This is a genomic window from Escherichia sp. MOD1-EC6475 (assembly GCF_003046645.1).
In the GTDB taxonomy this organism is placed as follows: domain Bacteria; phylum Pseudomonadota; class Gammaproteobacteria; order Enterobacterales; family Enterobacteriaceae; genus Escherichia; species Escherichia ruysiae.
This window is the reverse complement of sequence record NZ_PZKQ01000068.1, coordinates 14,144-34,851: the sequence shown is the minus strand read 5'-3', so window position 1 is coordinate 34,851 and position 20,708 is coordinate 14,144. Positions and strand designations below refer to the sequence as shown.

Here is a 20,708-nt window from a genome sequence, read left to right as displayed (position 1 = left end):
TCTACACCACCATCAACTGATGATTCGCCAGCAACGTGGCGAGGTCGGTATGCACGCCCGTCAGCGTGACCACGTTAGTTGTCGCAAAATTGCCGCCCGTGCCATCGCGGTCGATCTGCACGATGGTGTCGCTGCCGCTCTGGGTAACTTTGACAAAATCACCGATGTTTCCGGCCTGCGCATCCAGCGTCGCTACGCCGTTGACGTAGCTGGCTTTGCCGTTGCCGGTGTAGCCGCTGCCCTGCAACAGTTCACGAATATCAATGCGATCGGTGTCGGCAGTGCCTTCCCATGTCCCTACCGTAAAGCCATTCACCACGTCCGAGCCGTTGCCGCCGGTGGCGTCGCTGGCGTTGAGCAGTTTATAGAGCAAGGTGTCGTGCCCGCCGTTGCCGATGTTGAGCGTGTCGTTACCGCCGCGCCCTTCCAGTTGGTTATCGCCCGTGCTGCCGGTCAGGGTATCGTTAAAATTCGAGCCGGAAATCCCCTCGATATTGGTAAATGTCGAGGTGTTAAAACCGGTGGCCTGTGCGGCGGTGCTGCTTAAGTTAGCGGTCACGCCCACCGTCGAAAGCCGAAAATCAACCACGTCCATCCCACCGTTCGCCAGCCAGGTTCCGGTGCCGGAGCTGTACACCCAGCCGCCGGAGCCGTCGTAAGTGTCGGTGCCTGCGGTGGCAAAGAAGGTGTCGTTATAACCGGTGCCAACGAACTTACCGTTGTTGCTCGCGGTGCCTGCTTCGGCGCTGAGATCATAAGCGTGGGTAGCATCGGTGGCCTGTAAACCGCCCCAGGTGGTATTGACCGTCTGGTCGATATTGCTGGCGGTGGCACCGGTGGATTTGATCAGCACCGCGTTATAGGTTTCTCCGGCATTCAGCCCGTAGAAGTTGACCAGCGCCGAGGTGTCGTTAACCCCCATCCCCGACTGTGGATTGATGATTTGCGTGGCAACCAGCACACCCGCCGAGTTGTACAGTTTTACGGTATTGCCGTAATAGACGTTAATCCCGTTGGGATCGGTGATGCGCAGGTGCAGCGACGTGCCGTAGCTCACCGTGTTGGTGTTGCGGATCAGGAACACGCTGCCCGACTGTTTGGTTACCAGCACATCCACCGCGCCATCCCAGTCGTAGTCCATTGCCGCTACGCCGCTGGTGGTGCCACTCTGGCTGCCGCCGAGTACCGACTGCGTCCAGTTACTGGCTCCACCAACGTTGGTGTAAAGGTAGGATTGTCCGGTCTGGGCGATACGGGCGATATCCATCAGGCCGTCATGGTTCCAGTCCACCGCCAGGCTAAACTGGCTGGCATAGGTCGTCGCCGTTGCCCCCACCGCCACCGGACTTCCCAGCACGCCGTTGGTGTTGAATAACAGAGAGCCGTAGTTAGCTCTTCCCTGGCTGGCGGGCAGGAAGAGATCCATATCGCCGTCACCATCGAAATCTGCCCAGGTCATGGAGACAGACGTCGAGTTACCGCCGCTGCCCGCCGTGCTGAGGAAGGTGTTGATGGTGTTTTGTCCCCAGACAAACGTGCCGTTGCCCTGGCTGATAAGCGACGAAAGTGTGTAGAAGTTATTCAGGTTGAAAGTGTGCTGAACCAGGTCAATCCTGCCGTCATTGTTAAGATCGACGCCGGAACCTTCGTTGAGCGAAAGATACCCCGTCACCACCCCGCCGACCGTGGCGCTCCCGCCGTTGTTGGCGGTGGTGGAGTTTCCTACCAGCGTGCCTGCGTTGTTCCACAGGAAGGTATTGGAGTCCGGCCCCCCGGCGTCGCCAATCCAGAAATCAAGATAGCCGTCGCCCTCTTTATCGAACGCCACAATCGAACCGAACCACGTCAGCGTGCCGACGTTAACCTGAATGGCACTGGAAAACGTACCGTCGCCGTTATTGGTAAAGCCGTTGATATACCCCGTGCCGTAGTCATCACGCGTGATAAACAGATCGCCCGTGCCGTTACGATCGTAATCGGCAATAGAACTGGTGGCGTAGTTGTTACCGCTTTGCACCAGCGTCAGGGCGGTTTTCGACCAGGTGAGCGGGTCGGTTGATTGCATCACCTGCTGGTTGGCAAGCACCGTCCACATCCCGTGGTTGTCGAGGCCGTAGGTCAGCCCCCAGGCCGTCGTTTTATTGGCGGTCGTCCAGGCTGGCGTGTAATCAATCGCCGCGTTGACCGTCACCGTGCCGTTGCTGACGTTGGCGGTGTTGCCGTTGCCCGCCGAGCTTTTCACCTGCGCGGTGACGTTATACGCAGTAGCAGATGTTGCCAGCACATCGGTATCCGGCAGTTGCACATACCAGGTATTGTGCGCCGGATCGACCACCACCGCACCGCCCGGCTGCGAGGTGTACGTTTTACCGTTGATCACCACTTCAACATACTGCCCACTGGCAAGTGCGGCAGTGATCACCCCGCTGATAATTGGCGTGGTGTCGCGGGTGGTCTGGCTGGTGATTTGCGCCAGCGTGGTCGGAATAGAGGTATCCACCGTCAGGATAAAATCGCTGGAGGAGGTGATGTTCCCTGCCAAATCCACTACTCGCGCACTGTAGGTATAGGCACCGCTGACCAGCCCGCTGTCGCTGTAGGTCCAGTTCAGTGCGCCGACCATCGTCACCGCGCCTAACAGCAGGCCGTTGCGGTAGAGGTAAACCACTTCGCCGCTGGCCAGCGGGCCGGAGAGCACACCGTTCAGCAGCGGCGTGGTGTCGTCGGTAGCCTGCGAACTGCTTAACGTCCCCTGTCGCTGCCCGACATCATCGGTATACGACACAATGGTTGGCGTGGCGGTGGGGTTAATCGTATCGACCACCACCGTTTTCGATACCACCGGACCGGTATTTCCCGCCAGATCCAGTACCCGCACCTGATAAACATAGCTACCGTCGGTCAGCGTGCGGCTGTCGGTGTAAGTCCATTGCGTGCCGTTAGTGGTGAGCGTAGTCCAGGTCGCGCCGCCGTCGAGGCTAATCTGCGCCACTTCGCCGCTGGCAAGCCCCGCCCCCAGCGAACCGGTCAGTGTGAGCGTGGTATCGCTGGTGATAAAATCGGTGGCTGAACTCCCCGTGTCGGTGCTGATGCTGGCGATGGTCAACACCTGCGCCGGGTTAACGGTGTCGATTTGCGCCGTCTGGCTGCCCGTTGCGCCGACGTTGCCTGCCAGATCGACCACTCGCACCTGCCAGGTGGTCGTGCCGTTAGTCAACGTGCGCCCATCCACGTATGTCCAGTTCAGGCCGTCAGCCGCCAGCGTCACATTCACCCAGGTTGCGCCGTTGTCGGTACTGATTTGCGCGAACTCGTTAGCACCGAGCGCCGCGCCCAGCACGCCGCGAACGGTAAGCGTGGTATCGCTGGTAATAAAGTCGCTGCTGCTGGCGCCGGTGTCATCGCTGATACCGATAATGGTGATGCTTTTCGCCGCTTCGGGACTGGTGGTATCGACCACCACGTTTTGCGTCGCGGTCTGCCCGACGTTCCCCGCCAGATCCACTACCCGCACCGTGTAGTTCCAGGTGCCGTCGGTCAGCGTGCGACCATCGGCATAGCTCCAGTTGGTGCCGATAACGGTTAACGTGGTCCAGGTAACGCCGCCATCGAGGCTGATTTGCGCCCGTTCATCGGCGGCAAGCGTCGCGCCGAGCGTCCCGCGCACGGTCAGCGTCGTGTCACGGGTAACAAAATCGCTGCTGCTTAAACCGGTGTCATCGCTAATGCCCGCAATGGCGATGGTTTTGCTCGCCAGCGGCGCGCTGGTGTCAACGGTGACAATCTGGCTGGCGGTCGCGCCGATATTTCCGGCGGTGTCGATAACCCGCACCTGATAGTTGTAGTTGCCGTCAGTCAGCGTGCGCCCGTCAAGGTACGTCCAGGTCAAACCGCTTACGGAAAGATTCTGCCAGGTTATACCGCCGTCGATGCTGATTTGCGCGAACTCACCGGCAGCCAGCGTCGCCCCCAGCGAGCCGCTCACCGCAAGCGTCGTATCGCTGGTGACAAAATCGTTAGTGATCAAGCCCGTATCGGTGGTGATCGCGCTGATGGCGATGGTTTTCACCGCTGGATCTGGCGCGATGGTGTCGATCACCACATTCTGGCTGTCAGTCGCGCCGACGTTGCCCGCCGCATCAATCACCCGCACCTGATAGAGATAATTGCCATCAGTCAGCGTGCGGCTGTCGTTATAGCGCCAGGTCGTGCCGGTCACGGTGAGCGTGCTCCAGGTTGCGCCGCCGTCGATACTGATTTGCGCCGTCTCGTTACTGGCAAGCGCGGCGGTGAGCGAGCCATTGACCACTACCGGGCTGACGCTGGTGATAAAGTCGCTGGCGCTAAGGCCGGTGTCGGCTTGCAGGGAATCGATATTAATCCCCATCGCCGGGGCGCTGAGATCGACGGTAATACTGTGATTGCTGCTGCCGGTATTGCCAATGGCGTTGCTCACCGAGGCGTTAATCACGTAGGCGTTGCCGTCCGCCAGCGCGGTGACATCGGCGCTGCCGAGAGTGTAGCTCCAGCTACCGCCCGTCTGCACGGTGGTGGTGTAGGTTTTGCCGTTTAAGGTCAGGGTCAGCGTCTGCCCGACTGGCGCGGTGGTGGTGCCGCTGATAACCAGAGATGAGCCATGTTCCGCCGCATTCACCACATCATCGCCCGCAAAGGTGTTGATGGTGACGGTGGGGACGTCACCGTTCAACGTGACGCCACGGCTGGCGCTGCCGGGGTTTCCGGCCTGATCGCTGACCGTCGCGCTAATGGTGTAACTGCCGTCGCTTAATCCGGCAAACTGCTGCGCCGGAATAAATACCGACCAGCTTCCACCGCTGGCGACCGTTGCGGTCCAGCTCTGACCGTTAAAGGTGACGGTTACCGTCTGTCCCACTTCGGCGGTGGTGGTGCCGCTGATGGTCTGCCCGGCAAGCTGCTCGGCGTTGTTAATAATATCGTCGCCCGCTACCGTGGCGATGGTCACCGTCGGCGCAGCGGTGTCAACGGTCAGGGTGTGCGTGGTTTGACCGGGGTTGCCCGCGCGATCGTTCACGCTGGCGGTGATGGTCTGCGCGCCCTGCCCGAGCGTTGCCAGATCCGCCGCAGGTACGTTCAGCGCCCAGGTGCCATTGGCGGCAACCGTGGCGGTATAGGTTTTGCCGCCAAAGGTCACGGTGACCGTCTGCCCGACTTCCGCGCTGGTCGAGCCGTTAAGGGTTAACGGCTGCTGCTGTTCGGCTGCGTTGAGTCGGTCGTCCGTCGAAACGGTATTAATGCTGATAACCGGCGCGGTGAGATCCACGGCCACGCTGCGCGAGGCCGTGGCGCTGTTTCCTGCGCTGTCCTGGGCGGAGGCGCTAACCGTATAGCTGGTGCCATCAGCAAGTGCCGCAACGTCTGCCGCTGGCACATTTACGCTCCAGCTCCCGTTGCTTTGAATGGTGGCGCTGTAGCCTTTGCCGTTAAGCAGCACGGTCACCACAGTGCCTGTCGCAAAATTGGTGCCGGTGCCGCTCAGGGTCAGCGCACTGCCTGCTTCGGCGGCATTAATAAGGTTATCGCCGCTGATGGTGCTGACCGAGAGCGACACCGCCGCCGTATTCACCTGCACATTATGCGTTTGCGTGCTGCTGTTGCCTGCGCTATCAGTGATGGTGGCGCTGATAGTCACCGTGCCGTCCGCAAGGCCAGAAATCACGCTGGCAGGCACGCCGACGCTCCAGTTGCCGCTGGCATCGGTGCTGGTGACATACTGCTGCCCGGCGATGGTCACCACCAGGCGGTCGCCCGCCACCGCGCCCGTGGCGGTGCCGCTGATAATCTGCGCCTGAGTGTGTTCGACGTTGTTAATTACGTCATCGCCCGCCACGGTGTTAAAACTGATCACCGGCGCGGTGGTATCGACGGTTACGCCTTTGCTGGCGCTGCCGGAGTTACCCGCCAGATCGCTGACCGTTGCGGTGAGCGTGTAACTGTTATTAGCAAGCGTGGTTAAAGCACTGGCAGGCAGCGTTAAGCTCCAGCTGCCGTCTACCTGCACCGTGGTCTGGTAGGTAGTGCCGTTAAGCGTGATGGTGAGCGTCTGCCCGGTTTCCGCCGTGCTGGTGCCGGACACCGTTACGCCCGCTGCCGCTTCGCTGGCATTGATGATGTTATCGCTGGCAATGGTGTTGATGGTCACCGTTGGCGCGGCGCTATCGACGCTGTATTCATGCGTTGCCGTGGCGCTGTTGCCGTTGACGTTAGTTACCCGCACCTGGGCGCTGGCATCGCCATCACGTAACGTCGCCATATCCGCCGCCGGAACGGTGGTGGTCCAGCTACCGTTAGCCGCCACCGTGGTGGTGTAGGTTTTACCGCCAAAGGTAACGGTGACGGTTTGCCCCGCTTCGACGCCGGATGTGCTGCCGGAGAGCGTTAATGCCGCGCCTTTTTCAACGGCATTAATCACATCATCGCTGGTGATGCTGTTCATGCTGATGGCGACGGCGTTGAGATCAACGGTCAGCGGATGGGTAATGCTGGTTTGCGTTCCGGCACTGTTCGCCCCGCTAACGGTAATATTCAGCGTTCCCGCAGGCCAGTTACTGACATCTGCCGCCGGAACGCCGACGCTCCAGTTGCCATTCGCCAGCACTGTGGCGGCGTAAGTTTGGTTATTAATCACCACCGTCAGCGCCGTGCCTGCCGCAAAGCCGGAACTGCTGCCGGTGATCACCTGCGCCTGACCGTGTTCGATGATATTGACCACATCATCACCTGCGACGGTATCGACCCGCAGACCAGGCAGACTGGCGTCGATGGTGATATCGCGCGTGCCGCTGCCGGTGTTGCCAACGCCGTTGGTCACCGAGGCGTTAACGGTTAACTCACCGTTACCCAGCGCCTGCCAGTCGGCGGAAGGTACGCTGATGCTCCAGCTCAAATCTGGCTGTACAGTGGCACTGTAAGTTTTACCGCCCAGCGCAACGGTGACGGTACTGCCCGCCGCCGCACCGGTTACCTGGCCGCTGATGGTTTGCGCGCTGCCTGCTTCGGCGGCATTGATAATGTCGTCAGTTGCGACCGGATTAATGGTAACGCCCGGCAGCGCGGTATTGACCTGTACGTTATGACTGGCGGTGCTGCTGTTGCCCTGAGCATTGGTAACGCTCGCCGTGACGCTATATGTCGCTTCGCCCAGCGCACTAACCGCCGAGGCGGGAACGGTGACGCTCCAGTTACCGGAGGCGTCGGTAGTGGTGCTGTAGTTTTGTCCGTTCAGGGTGACGGTGATCGCCGTACCCGCAGGCTGATCGCTGGTGCCAGAAAGCGCCAGATCGGATCCTTTTTCCGTCGCGTTGATCACATCATCGCCCGCGATGGTGTTAATGCTAATCACTGGCGCGCTGAGGCTGACGGTCACGGTGCGGCTGGCGTCGTCGCTGTTGCCTGCCCGATCGCTGACGCTGGCGGTGATGGTCTGCGCACCGCTACCCAGCGCCGTCACATCCGCCGCTGCTGGTGCCGGAGATCACCAGCGCCTGCGCGTGTTCGGCATCGTTGATGATGTCATCGCCCGCTACGGTGTTAATGGTGAGAACCGGCGCGGTGGTGTCTATCGCCAGATTATGGCTGGCGCTGCCGGGGTTGCCCGCTTTGTCGTTGACCGTGGCGCTGACGGTGTAATTGCTTGCGGTCAGCGCCACGAGTGATGACGCAGGGACGCTAACGCTCCAGCTACCGTCCGCCTGTACATTACCGGTGTAGGTTACGCCGTTAAGGGTGACGCTCACCGTCTGCCCGGTTTCGGCGGTGCTGGTGCCGCTGATAGTGAGCGGGCTTCCGGCCTCTGCGGCGTTAAGAATATCGTCGCTGGCGATGGTGTTAATGGTGAGCGTCGGCGCACTGGCATCGACGCTGTACGCATGGGTCGCCGAAGCGTTATTGCCGCTCGCACTACTGATACTGGCCTGCACGTTTGCCGCGCCGTCTGGCAGGGTTGCCAGATCCGCCGCCGGAACAGTTACGCTCCAGCTTCCGTTGGCGGCGACGCTTGCAGTGTAGGTTTTGCCGCCAAAAGTAACGGTAACGGTTTGCCCGCTTTCAATCCCGCTGGTGCTGCCGGAAAGGGTCAGGTCGGTGCCTTTTTCGGCGGCATTAATTACGTCGTCGCTGGCAACGGTGTTGATGCTGATAGCCACCGCCGTTAAATCGACGGTGAACGGATGGCTGACGCTGACCTGATTTCCGGCGCTGCTCTCGCCTGTCACGTCAACAGTTAACGGCCCCGCAGGCCAGGCGCTGACGTTTGCTGCCGGAATACCGACGCTCCAGCTCCCGTCCGCCTGTACCGTGGCGGAATAAGCCGTACCGTTAATCGTGATCGTCAACGGCACGCCTGCATTCAGGCCGCTGCTGCCGCCGGTGATCACCAGCGCCTGCCCGTGTTCGATGCTGTTGACGATATCATCGCCCGCGACGGTATCCACCCGCAGACCTGGCAGGTTGGCGTCAATAGTTATGTCGCGCGTGCCGCTACCCGTGTTGCCACTGGCGTTAGTGACGGAGGCGTTAATGGTTAAATCGCCATTGCCCAGCGCCTGGAGATCGGCTGCCGGAACGCTGACGCTCCAGCTTAAATCGGGCTGAACTTGCGCTGTGTAAGTATTACCGCCCAGCGTGATGGTAACCGTATCGCCTGCGGCGGCGCGGGTCACCACCCCGCTGATGGTTTGATCGGCGCCCGCTTCAGCCGCGTTGATAATATCGTCGCCCGCAACCGTGTTGATGGTGACGCCCGGAAGACCGCTGTCGACCAGTAAATTCGCCTGGCTGCTGGCGGTGTTACCCACCGCACTGGTGGCACTGGCGCTGACGGTATAGTTAGCCTGGCCTAAGGCCGCCAGATCGCTCACCGGTACGGTTAACGTCCAGTTGCCCGCCGCGTCGGTGGTGGCGCTGTAGTTGTGACCGTTGAGCGTGACGGTAACCTGTGCGCCGGTCGCCAGCCCCGTACTGCCGCCGCTGATGGTCAACGGCTGGCCTTTTTCATCGGCATTCAGCACGTTATCGCCGCTGATGGCGTTAAAGGTAATGGTCGGCAGCCCGGTATTGACCGTCACCTGATGCGTGGCGCTGCCGCTGTTACCCCCGGCATCGGTGACGCTGGCGTTGATGGTCACCGTGCCGTTCGCCAGCGCCGAGACAACGCTTGCCGGTACGCCGACGCTCCAGTTACCGCTGGCATCCAACACGGTGGTGAAGGTATTTGTGCCGATAGTTACCGTGACGGTGCTACCGGTTGCCGCACCAGTGGCGGAGCCGCTGATAATCTGCGCCTGAGCGTGTTCCGTTGCGTTGATCACATCATCGCCCGCCACCGTGTTGATGGTGACGAGCGGAACGGAAGTATCCACCGTCAGGTTGTGGTTAACCGAGGCCGGGTTTCCGGCTTTGTCCGTCACTGCCGCACTAACGGTGTAGTTACTGGCGGTCAAGGCGCTTAACGCTGCTGGCGGCACACTGACGCTCCAGCTACCGTCCGTTTGTACCGTGCCGCTATAGTTTGCGCCATTGAGCGTGACGGTGACCGTTTGCCCCGCTTCCGCCGTGCTGCTGCCGGTGATGGTCAGCGCCGTACCGGCTTCGGTGGCGTTAAGAATGTCGTCGCCCGCAATAGTGTTGATGGTCACCGTTGGCGCGCTGGCATCGACGCTGTAAACGTGGGTGGTGGTGGCGCTGTTGCCATTAACGTTGCTGACGCTGGCCTGTGCGCTGGCATCGCCATCACGCAGGGTTGCCATATCCGCCGCCGGAACCGTGGTGCTCCAGGAACCATCTGCCGCGACGATTGCCGTGTAGTTTTTGCCGCCAAAGGTGACGGTGACCGTTTGCCCTGATTCCACGCCGGACGTGCTGCCGGAGAGCGTTAACGCCGCGCCTTTTTCGGCGACGTTAATCACATCATCGGCGGTAATGGTGTTAATGCTGATAGCGATCGCCGTGAGATCGACGGTGACCGGATGCGTGACACTGACCGGATTTCCGGCACTGCTGATACCGTTTACCGTAATGGTGACCGTCCCCGCAGGCCAGGCGCTGACATCCACCGCCGGAACGCCGACGCTCCATGAGCCATCGGCTAAAACCGTTGCGCTATAGGTCTGGCTATTAATCGAAACCGTGAGTACCGCCCCCGCTGCCAGACCAGAACTGCTGCCGGTTACCACCAGTGCCTGCCCGTGCTCGATAATATTCACCACATCATCGCCAGCGACGGTATCGACCCGAAGACCAGGGAGATTAGCGTCAATCACAATTTCGCGCGTACCGCTGCCAGTATTGCCCACGCTGTTTGTGACTGACGCAGAAATTGTTAGTTCGCCGTTACCCAACGCCTGTAAAGCGGCTGCCGGAACATTAATACTCCAGCTTAAATTGGCCTGCACTGTCGCCGTGTAAGTCTCGCCACCCAGCGTTACGGTTACCGTGTCGCCTGCCGCCGCGCCTGTAACCTGACCGCTGATGGTTTGATCTGCCCCGGCTTCGGCAGCGTTAATAATATCGTCCGTCGCCACAACGTTAATGGTGACGCCCGGCAGCGCGGTATTAACCTGCACGTTATGGCTGGCGGAACCGCTGTTGCCATCAGCATCGGTTGCGGCGGCGGTCACGGTATAAGTCGCTTCACCAAGCGTACCAACCGCAGACGCCGGAACGGTCACGCTCCAGTTACCGGAAGCATCGGCAGTGGTGGTGTAATTTTGCCCGTTTAGCGTAACGGTAATCTGCGTGCCCGCAGGCTGGTTGCTGGTGCCGGAAATTGCCAGAACCGCGCCTTTCTCCGTGGCGTTGATAATGTCGTCGACGGCGATGGTGTTAATGCCGAGCACCGGCGCGCCGAGCGCCACGCTGACAGTGTGCGAGGCTGTGCCGCTGTTGCCTGCGGAGTCGGTGACCGTGGCGGTAATGGTCACATCGCCCTGCGCCAGTGCGGAAATCACGCTGGCAGGCACGCCGATGCTCCAGTTGCCGTTGGCGTCCAGCACGGTGGTGTAGGTGGTCGTGCCAATCGTCACGGAAACCGTGTTACCCGTCGTCGCGCCCGTTGCCGAGCCGCTGATAATCTGCGCCTGGCTGTGTTCAGTGGCATTGATGATGTCATCGCCCGCTACCGTGTTGATAGTCACGACCGGGGCAAGCATATCCACCGCCAGATTATGCGTTGCCGAGGCCGGATTTCCGGCTTTGTCGCTGACCGCTGCGTTGACGGTATACGGGCTGGCGGTGAGATTCGCTAAATCGCCAGTCGGTACGCTGACGCTCCAGCTTCCGTCTGCCTGTACGTTGCCGCTGTAATTAACGCCGTTAAGCGTCACGGTCACCGTCTGCCCGGCTTCCGCCGTACTGGTGCCGCTGATGGTCAGCGCCGTTCCGGCTTCGGCGGCGTTAAGAATATCGTCCGTGGCGATGGTGTTGATAGTAACGGAAGGCGCGGTGGCATCAACGCTGTAAGCATGTGTTGTCTGGGCAATGTTGCCAGCTACGTTGCTGACGCTGGCTTGTACGTTTGCTATGCCGTCTGGCAAGGTTGCGAGATCGGCGGCTGGAACCGTCAGCCCCCAGCTCCCGCCCGTTGCCACCGTGGTGGTGTAGCTTTTGCCGCCAAATATGACGGTAATGGTCTGCCCCGCTTCCACGCCGAAGGTGGTGCCGGAGAGCTGTAAATCACTGCCTTTTTCGGCGGCGTTAATCACATCGTCAGTAGAAAGAGTGTTGATGGTGATCGCCACAGTAGCGAGATCGACCGTAACCGGATGGCTAATGCTGGTAGTCGTTCCGGCGGTATTGGTGCCTGAAACCGCAATATCGATCGTCCCCGCCGGCCAGTTAGCGACATCTGCCGCCGGAACGCCGACGCTCCAGGTGCCATCGGCGAGTATCGTTGCGCCGTAGGTGACGCTGTTGATTTCCACTGTCAGTGGCGTTCCCACCGCCAGCCCGGTACTGCTGCCGGTTACCACCAGTGCCTGACCGTGTTCGATAATATTGACCACATCATCGCCTGCTACGGTATCGACGCGCAAACCTGGCAGGTTGGCATCTATCACGATGTCGTGTGTGGCGGTGCCGGTATTGCCTGTAGTGTTGGTGACCGAGGCGCTGATGGTCAGCTCACCGCTACCCAACGCCTGCAAATCTGCCGCAGGCACGCTGACGCTCCAGCTTAAATCTGGTTGCACGGTGGCGACGTATTGGTTGCCGCCGAGCGTGACTGTGACCGTATTCCCCGCCTGCGCCGTTCCCGTTACCTGACCGCTAATGGTCTGGTTAACGGCGATTTCAGCGGCGTTGATAATGTCATCGCCCGCCACGGTATTAATGATCACCCCTGGCAGGAGTGATTCGACATTCACTGTATGGGTAGTACTGCCGCTGTTGCCCGCGCTGTCGGTGGCGCTGGCGCTAATCGAATAAACCGCCTCGCCCAGGGCGCCGACCGCCGAAGCTGGCACGGTAACGCTCCAGTTGCCAGAACCGTCGGTGGTGGCGCTGTACGCCAGGCCGTTCAACATCACCGTGACCGTGGTGCCGGTCGCCAGACCGCTGGAGCCGCCGCTGATGGTCAGATCCTGAGTTTTCTCCACATTATTAATGATGTCATCGCCGGAAACGGTATTGATGGTCAACGTCGGGCCGCTGAGATCAACGGTCACATCGTGAGTCGTGCTGTCGCTGTTGCCCGCGCGATCGATCAGGCTGGCGGTGATGGTCTGGCTGCCGGTTGCCAGCGCCGTGACATCCGCCGCCGGAATACCCACGCTCCAGTTACCGGAGGCATCCAGCGTGGTGGTGTAGTTTTTACCGTTCAGGCTAACCGTAACCACATCGCCCGCCGCCGCGCCCGTACTGGTTCCGCTCACCACCAGCGCCTGCCCGTGTTCGATGGCGTTGATGATGTCATCGCCCGCGACGGTGTTAATGGTGAGATCCGGCGCGGTGACATCCACCGCCAGCGCATGGTCGGCGCTTGCCGGGTTGCCCGCTTTGTCGCTCACCGTCGCAGTCACGGTATAAGTGCTGGCGGTTAATCCGCTTAATTCCGTTGCCGGAACGTTCACGCTCCAGGTGCCATCGGCCTGGACGGTGGTCTGGTAAGTGTTGTTATTGAGCGTGACGGTCAGCGTCTGCCCGGCCTGCGCCGTGGTGGTGCCGCTGATGGTTACTCCCGCGCCCGCTTCGCTCACGTTGAGAATATCGTCACTGGCGATGGTGTTAATGGTCACAAGCGGCGCGGTGGTATCGACGCTATACGCGCGATCCGCCTGGGCGCTGTTGCCGTTAATGTTGCTGACGCTCGCCTGCACATTGCCCGCGCCGTCCGGCAGCGCAGCGAGATCGGCAGGCGGCACATTCACCGTCCAGCTACCGTTGGCTTCCACGGTGGTGGTGTAATTTTTGCCGCCAAAGGTCACGGTCACCGTTTGCCCGGCTTCCACACCGCTGGTGCTGCCGCTTACGACCAGCGTTTCGCCTTTTTCGACGGCGTTGATCACATCATCGCCGGAAAGGGTGTTAATGGTGATAGCGACCGCCGCCAGATCGACGGTGACTGGATGGGTAATGGTGGAGGTTGTTCCGGCACTGTTGGTGCCGCTTACCGTAATATCGACCGTTCCCGCAGGCCAGTTGCTGACGTCTGCCGCCGGAACGCCGAGGTTCCATGTACCATCAGCTAACACCGTTGCGCCATAGGTGACGCTGTTAATCACGACCGTTAACGCCGTTCCCGCCGTTAGCCCGGTGCTGCTACCGGTGATCACCAGCGCCTGATTGTGCTCAATGCTGTTTATGACGTCATCGCCCGCCACGGTATCAACCCGCAGGCCAGGCAGATTAGCGTCGATAGTGATGTCTCGCGAACCGCTGCCGGTATTGCCTACGACGTTGGTCACCGAGGCGTGTACGGTGAGAGAACCGTTGCCGATAGCCTGAATATCCGCCGCCGGAACGTCCACGCTCCAGCTTAAATTGGCCTGCACCGTGGCGGTGTAGGTGTTGCCGCCCAACGTAACGGTGACCGTATCTCCCTGCGCTGCGCCCGTGACCTGCCCGCTGATGGTTTGCGCGTTGCCGGATTCAGCAGCGTTAATAATATCGTCGGTCGCCACCGCGTTAATGGTGACAGCAGGTAAGGCGCTGTTGACCAGCACATTATGGCTGGCGGAATTGCTGTTGCCTGCCGTGTCGGTGACGTTTGCCGTTACCGGGTAGTTGGCTTCACCCAGCGCGCTAACCGCCGAGGCTGGCACCGTGGCGCTCCAGTTACCGGAAGCATCTGTGGTGGCGGTGTAATTTTTCCCGTTCAGCGTCACCGTAACCGTAGTGCCAGCAGGCTGATTACTGGTGCCGGAAATTTGCAGATCTGCGCCTTTTTCCGTGGCGTTAATCACGTCATCGCTGGCGATAGTGTTGATACCAATGGTTGGCGAGGTGAGATTCACAGTGATCGTGTGGCTGGCGTCGTCGCTGTTGCCTGCCGCGTCGGTAATGGTCGCGGTGATGGTTTGCGCGCCGCTGCCAAGCGCGGTGACATCTGCCGCCGGAACGCCGACGCTCCAGTTGCCGGAAGCATCCAGCGAGGTGGTGTAGGTTTTACTGTTTAGCGTGACGGTGATGACATCGCCCGCTTCGCCGCCAGTGCTGGAACCGGAGATCACCAGCGCCTGTCCGTGTTCGGCGGCGTTAATAATGCCATCGCCCGAGACGGTGTTAATGGTCAGCACCGGCACGGTGAGATCCACCGCCAGCCCGTGAGTGGCGGACGCCGGGTTACCCGCTTTGTCGTTTACCGAGGCGCTGACCGTGTACGGGCTGGCGGTCAGATTGCTGAGATCTGCCGTCGGCACGCTGACGCTCCAGCTTCCGTCCGCCTGGACAGTGCCGGTGTAAGTCACGCCATTAAGCGTGACGGTCACCGTCTGACCCGCTTCGGCGTTACTGCTGCCGCTGATGGTTAACGGATTGCCCGCCTCGGCGGCGTTCAGAATATCGTCGGTGGCGATGGTGTTAATGGCAAGTGTCGGGGCTGTGGCATCGACGCTGTAGGCGTGCGTTGCCGAAGCCGTGTTGCCGTTAATAGTGCTGACGCTGGCCTGCGCGGTGGCGTCGCCGTCGCGTAATGTAGCAAGATCGGCGGCAGGTACGGTGGTTGTCCAGCTACCATCGCCCGCTACGGCGGCGGTATAGCTTTTCCCGCCAAAGGTGACGGTGACCGTTTGCCCCGCTTCCACGCCGGAGGTGCTGCCGGAAAGGGTTAACTCTCCCCCTTTTTCGGCGGCGTTAATCACATCATCACCAGAAACGGTGTTAATGGAAATCGCCACCGCTGCCAGATCGACGGTGACCGGATGAGTGATAGTGACCGGGTTTCCTGCGCTAGTAGCACCTGAAACCGTAATATTCACCGTACCCGCAGGCCAGTTGCCCACATCTGCCGCCGGAACACCAACGCTCCATGTGCCATCGGCTAATACGGTCGCAGCGTAAGTGACCGTGTTAATCACCACCGTCAGCGCCGCGCCCGCCGCCAGCCCGCTGCTGCTACCGGTTATCACCAGCGCCTGAGCGTGCTCGATGCTGTTGACCACATCATCACCCGCCACGGTATCGACGCGCAGCCCCGGAAGATTAGCGTCTATCGCGATCTCACGCGTGCCGCTGCCGGTGTTGCCAACGCCGTTGGTCACCGAGGCGTTAACCGTGAGAGAGCCATTACCGATGGCCTGAATATCCGTCGCCGGAACGTCCACGCTCCAGCTTAAATTGCCCTGTACGGTGGCGGTATACGTTTTCCCGCCAAGCGTCACGGTGACGGTATCGCCCGCCGCCGCGCCCGTCACTTGCCCGCTGATGGTCTGCGCTACGCCCGATTCGGCGGCGTTAATAATATCGTCGGACGCCACCGGATTAATAGTGACGCCAGGTAGCGCGGTATTCACCTGTACGTTATGGCTGGCGGAATTGCTGTTGCCCGCGCTGTCGGTGACGTTCGCTGTCACCACGTAGCTGGCTTCGCCCAGCGCACCTACTGCGGAAGCGGGCACCGTGGTGCTCCAGTTGCCTGCGGCGTCCGTCGTCGCGGTGTAATTTTGCCCGTTCAGCGTCACCGTAATTGTGGTGCCTGCTGGCTGATTACTGGTGCCGGTAATTTGCAGATCCGAGCCTTTTTCCGTGGCGTTAATTATGTCATCGGTAGCGATGGTGTTAATGCCAATGGTTGGCGCGGTAAGGTTGACGGTGACCGTGTGCGTCTCAATATCGCTATTGCCCGCCGCATCGGTAACGCTCGCCGTTACGGTTTGTGAACCGCTGCCCAGCGCGGTGACGTCCGCTGCCGGAACGCCGACGCTCCAGTTGCCGGAGGCATCCAGCGTCGTGGTATAGGTTTTACTGTTTAGCGTGACGGTAACGACATCCCCCGCGTCCCCGCCGGTGCTGGAACCGGAGATCACCAGCGCCTGCCCGTGCTCGGTGGCGTTAATAATGTCATCGCCCGCAATGGTGTTGATGGTCAGCACCGGAACAGTGAGATCCACCTCCAGATTATGCGTGGTGCTCGCCGGGTTGCCCGCTTTGTCATTGACCGTCGCCGTCAGGGTATGGCTGCCATCGGTCAGAGCGGCAAGATCTGCCGCCGGAATATTGATGCTCCAGCTGCCGTCGGCCTGTACCGTTGCCTGATACGTCTGCACGGTCGGGCTATTGAGCGTTATAGTAACAATCTGCCCCGCTTCGGCGGTGGTGCTGCCGCCCACCGTCACGCCCGCATCGGCTTCACTGGCGTTGACGATATTGTCGCTGGCAACAGTATTGATAATGATGGTCGGCGCGCTGCTATCAACACTGTAGTTATGCACCGCCGAGGCGCTATTGCCGTTGACGTTGCTGACGCTGGCCTGCGCGGTGGCGCTACCATCGGTTAATGACGCTAAATCGGCAGCGGGTACAGTGGTTGTCCAGCTACCATCGCCTGCAACCGTGGCTGTGTAATTTTTACCGCCAAAAGTGACGGTGACCGTTTGTCCGGCTTCTACGTTAGTGGTGGTGCCGGAAAGGGTTAAATCGGTGCCTTTTTCTGCGGCGTTAATCACGTCGTCCGTGGCGATGGTGTTGATGGTGATCGCTGCCGGAGTGAGATCGACCGTAACGGGATGGGTGATGCTCACCGGATTTCCGGCGCTACTTTCCCCGGACACGGCAACCGTCACCGTCCCCGCAGGCCAGGCGCTAACCTGCGCCGCTGTAACGCCCACGCTCCAGCTACCATCGGCCTGCACCGCTGTAGTGTATTCGACGTTATTAATCGTGACGGTAAGCGGCGTGCCTTCAGCCAGCCCCGAGCTGCTGCCGGTGACCACCAGTGCCTGCCCGTGCTCGATGATATTGACCACATCATCACCCGCTACCGTATCGACCCGCAGGCCAGGCAGATTGGCGTCGATGGTGATATCACGCGAGCCGCTGCCAATGTTGCCGTTTTGATTGGTGACCGAGGCATTAACCGTTAAATCACCATTACCCAGCGCCTGAATATCTGCTGCCGGAACGCTCACACTCCAGCTTAAACCAGCCTGGACGGTAGTCGTATAGGTATTGCCGCCCAACGTAATAGTTACCGTGTCGCCAACGGCTGCGCCAGTCACCTGTCCGCTGATGGTTTGCGCTGCGCCCGCTTCGGCGGCGTTAATAATATCGTCGGTTGCCACCGGATTGATGGTCACGCCGGGCAGTGCGCTATCGACCAGCACGTTATGGCTGGCGGTGGCGCTGTTGCCGATACTACTGGTCACCGCTGCCGTTACCGTGTAGTTGGCCTGGCCTAATGCGGTTACCGCCGATGCCGGAACCGTGACGCTCCAGTTGCCGGAGGCGTCGGTCGTCGCCGCATAATTTTGCCCGTTCAGCGTCACGGTGATGGCGGTATTAGCAGGTTGATCGCTGGTGCCGGTAATCTGGACATCGGCTCCTTTTTCGCTGGCGTTAATCACATCATCGCCAGCAATGGTGTTAATACCGATGACCGGCGCGGCGGTGTTGACCGTGACAGTGAGTGACTGGCTGCCGCTGTTTCCGGCGCGGTCAGTGACTGAAACGTTGATCGGATAACTGCCGTCCACCAGTCCGCTGACGACGGAAGCCGGAACGCCCAGACTCCAGTTGCCAGAAGCATCCACCACCGTGGTGTAATCCACATTATTGAGGGTCACGGTGACGATATCGCCAGCCTGCGCGCCGGTAACCGTGCCGCTGATGATTTGCGCCTGGGTGTGTTCCGGCGTATTGATGACGTTATCGCTTGCCACCGGATTAATGGTCACCACCGGCGGCGTGGCATCGACCAGCGCCACGCGTGAGACGCTGGTCGGGTTACCGGCGACATCGTTCACGCTGGCGGTGACCGTGGCGTTGCCGTCAGCCAGCGCGTCAACGTTGGCGGCGGGAACGGTCACGCTCCAGGTGCCATCTGACTGCACTATGCCCTGATAGGTCTGTCCATTCAGCGTGACGGTAACCGTCTGCCCTGGCTGGGCGTCGGTAGTGCCAGTGATGAGCAAATCCTGCCCGCTTTCGGCGGCGTTGATGATGTTGTCGGCGGTCAGCGAGTCGATGCTTAAGGCCGGCGCCTGGCTGTCGACGGTAATGGTGCGGGAGGTGTTCCCGGTATTACCGCTGAGATCCGTCACAGATGCAGTAATTGCCACCGCACCGTCAGGCAGATTACCCATATCGGCAGCGGGTACTGTCAGACTCCAGGAGCCATCGACCTGCACAGTAGTGGTAAAACTCTGTCCGGCGAGGGTTACTGTAACCGTTTGTCCTGGCTCAGCTTGTTGAGTGCTGCCGGTGAGGGTCAGTGGCGCATTTTTTTCTGCACCACTGATAATGTCATCGCCGGAAACCGTGTTAATGGTGATCAACGGAGAAACACCCACCAGCGTGATTGCACGTGATGCCGTGCCAGTATTTCCGGCGGCATCTGTCACGGTGACGAAAATCGTATTGGCTCCGCGATCCAGCGTGCGGGTTACCGCCGGGTCCAGCGCCACATTCCAGCTACCGTCTGCCAGCACGACGCCCGTCAGGACATGAGCGCCCAATTTCACAGTCACCGTATCGCCAGGAGAAGCACCGCTGACGTTTCCGGAGATGATCTGCGCAACGGCCTGTTCGGCATTATTAAGAATATCGTCGCCCGCCACGGTGTTGACGTTGATCGTCGGCGCGCTGGTATCTACCGCGAAATTCGCGCTGTTGCTGGTGGTATTTCCTGCCCGGTCGCTGACGCTGGCATTTACGGCGTAGTTACCATCTGCCAGCGCCTGCACTTCTGCGGCAGGCAGCGCCACCTGCCATGTGCCGTCGCTACCGACGGTTGCTGTATGGCTTTTACCGTTTACTGTCAGTGTAACGATTTGCCCGGCTTCAGCATTCGAAGTACCGCTCAGTACCAGCACGGCGTTATGTTCTGCGGCGCTGACAATGTTGTCCTGGGCGATGGTGTTGATAGCAAGCGTCGGCGGCTGGGTATCGACGGTTAACAGCTGCGCGCCGGTGACCGTATTGCCCGTGGCATCTTTCCCGCTGACCAGCACTGCCTGATTCCCTTCGCCTAACGCCTGGGCGTCAGCGGTCGGCACCTGCACGCTCCACGCGCCGTTAGCACCTACGCTGGTCGTGTAGGTTTTGCCGTTTAGCGTGACGCTGAGTTCTGTTCCCTGCGGCAAGTTGCTCGTCGTGCCTGAAAGCGTAAATCCAGCGGCCTGTTCGCTGGCGTTAATAATGTTATCGCCTGCGGTGGTGGCGACCTGCACGCTGGCCTGGCTGTCGTCGATGGTTAACGTTATCGAACCAGCGTCAGTGATGGTGCTGCCGACAATTTGCACCACTGACCAGGTATGTTCACCTGCGCTTTGCGTGGGTAAAGAGACGCTCCAGTGCCCGTTGCTGTCTACCTGGGTACTGGCGATGGTGTTGCCGTTGCTGTCATTGATCTGGATGGTCGCCCCCGCCTGCCCGCTACCGCTAAAGGTTGGCGTGGTGTCATCTGTGATGTCATTGGTGGCGAGAATGCCGCGCTGATCGCCCTGATTATCGGTGACTAAAAATGATGGGGTTGCATTGCCTGGCTCGGCGGGTGGCGGAGGGTTGTTAACCACTTCAGTTTTTGAATCGTCATCACCACCGCTTGCCAGTAAAGCGCCAAGCGCACCGCCACCTACCGCTGCCCCCGCTAACCATCCCCACGGGAAGGTGCTGGTCTGAGCAACGGTATCAAGAAATGGTGCAATACTTTCAATAGCGGTGGTCTGGGCGGTCAGTTCTACGGGGGCTAATCCCCCCGCTGCGGCATCGGCAAAGGTTACGTGGGTTAGCTGTTGTCCATCGGTAAAGACCAGTTCAGATTGTTCACTGGTATTTGTCGCTTGCAGGAAATAGCCGTTGCAACGGATAACCGTGCCATCCTGCATATAGATCAGCAGGTCATTTCCTTCGCGAACGTAACGCGCAACGGCAGATGCCTGAGCATGAACCTGCACCACAGAGGGCTCATAAATAACAACCGTGACGTCGCCAGGATTAATCAGCGTTTGTTTGACGGATGTTTTACGCGAAATAACATCAATAATCAGGCTCATAATGGCATTCCTGATAAATGGCGCACA

Annotated in this window: 1 pseudogene; it reads right to left on the bottom strand. The window is 60.0% G+C overall.

The window, feature by feature from the left end:
- Position 1: 1 nt before the first annotated feature.
- Positions 2 to 20,681 (bottom strand): annotated as a pseudogene (siiEA, locus tag A7589_RS20225) (BapA-related adhesin SiiEA).
- Positions 20,682 to 20,708 lie beyond the last annotated feature (27 nt).